Genomic DNA, 1,312 nt, shown 5'->3' on the forward strand with positions numbered 1-1,312 from the left:
GACCTTCTGTTGAAGCTGTTCGGTGCCGCTGACAACTTTGTAGGCCAGCACGGTAAGCTCTTCCACCTGGTTTTCCTGACCCGCGGTCATGCCGTAGGTCGAGGGCGTGCGTACACCGGGTATGCGCACCTCGAGGGTCACATTCCTGTCACCGGTATGTGCGGGATCAGGGATTTCATTGCCGGAATCCTCCGATGTGCAGCCGGATAGCAGCGCCATGGTTAACAGCAATAAGGTTATCGTTATTGTTTTCATCGCCTCTTTCGTTTAGTTTTTATGAAGCATGGATCGAATCAGTAAATCATTATTCATCTTTTCTTCTTGCCTCCTGCTTCCTGTTTTCTTTGTATGCTTGTTTTTTTATATGTTTAGTCCGGCTTCCATCCTTCCAATGCTTGTTGAAGGCCCGGGCCGTTGCCTGTTTTTATCAGAACAGCGTGTTTACGGGGATGTTGCCCCAGTTCTCAAGCAGCGTGACGATAACCACTTTACCCTCGAATGAGATCTCGATCGGTATGGTGACCTCCTTACCGTCAGCGATGACGATATTGTTGTCGGCTATGAACTGCTTCAGGTTAACGGTATGGAGCACCGTATTGTCCGTGCTGTTGTCCAGCACGTCTATCGTGATCGGGTTATCCGCCCGGAAGCGCAGCACGTCGCAGGTGGCCTCGGCCTGTTTGTTGCCCGTGTCTACCGTTACCGGCGGATAGTATGTCGTAGGGTCACCGTGGGTAACCATATTATAGTCGTATGCAGGTACAAGGTTGTTCACCCTGATATAAGGATAGCCTGAAGGCGGTGCGCCGGCAGCGGTGCTCGGCAGGCCTTTGGCTTGTATGATGAGCCGGATATAAGCCGGTGTGAATGGCACTGTTTCGTTATTGGCCGTGCCGGGTTTGACCGTAAAGGTATGTTTGCCGTAATACAGGGCATCGTTGGTCGGTATACGCGCAGAATTGAAGTAACCGGGATGGGCCACTTCGTGCGCTGTAAGGCCGGCTCCATTGGACAGCCCGTTGATTTGGGTATTGTCGAAAGCGTTTCCCCAGCAGACAGCTGTATAATCACCTGCCGGCAGGTATAACCCGACTCCCCGGAAGGCATCCAGATCGTTCTTATCAACTTGCACCGTCTCCACCAGCTTTCCGCTCGGATCGTATATCGCGACTGTCACCCGGTCGATATGGTCCGGAAAGTCCAGGTAGGAAAATGCGAGCGTCAGATTCTCATCCGGTGGGCAATCAACCAGTTCATCACCGATACATCCGGTGAAAAATACGGACGCAACTAGCAGGATTAATGTCTTCAG

General features: G+C 52.0%; 2 protein-coding genes. Both read right to left on the bottom strand.

Annotation, left to right across the window (positions count from 1 at the left end; genetic code table 11):
* On the bottom strand, window positions 1–255 hold a 255-nt coding region (locus tag ACFO6W_RS26250), incomplete at its 3' end, for a hypothetical protein (protein ID WP_380002117.1).
* A gap of 172 nt (window positions 256–427) precedes the next feature.
* The coding region (locus ACFO6W_RS26255) for a FimB/Mfa2 family fimbrial subunit (RefSeq protein ID WP_380002119.1) at window positions 428–1,312 on the bottom strand (885 nt) is incomplete at its 5' end.

The sequence above is a fragment of the Dysgonomonas termitidis genome (genome assembly GCF_042654545.1).
GTDB lineage: Bacteria > Bacteroidota > Bacteroidia > Bacteroidales > Dysgonomonadaceae > Dysgonomonas > Dysgonomonas termitidis.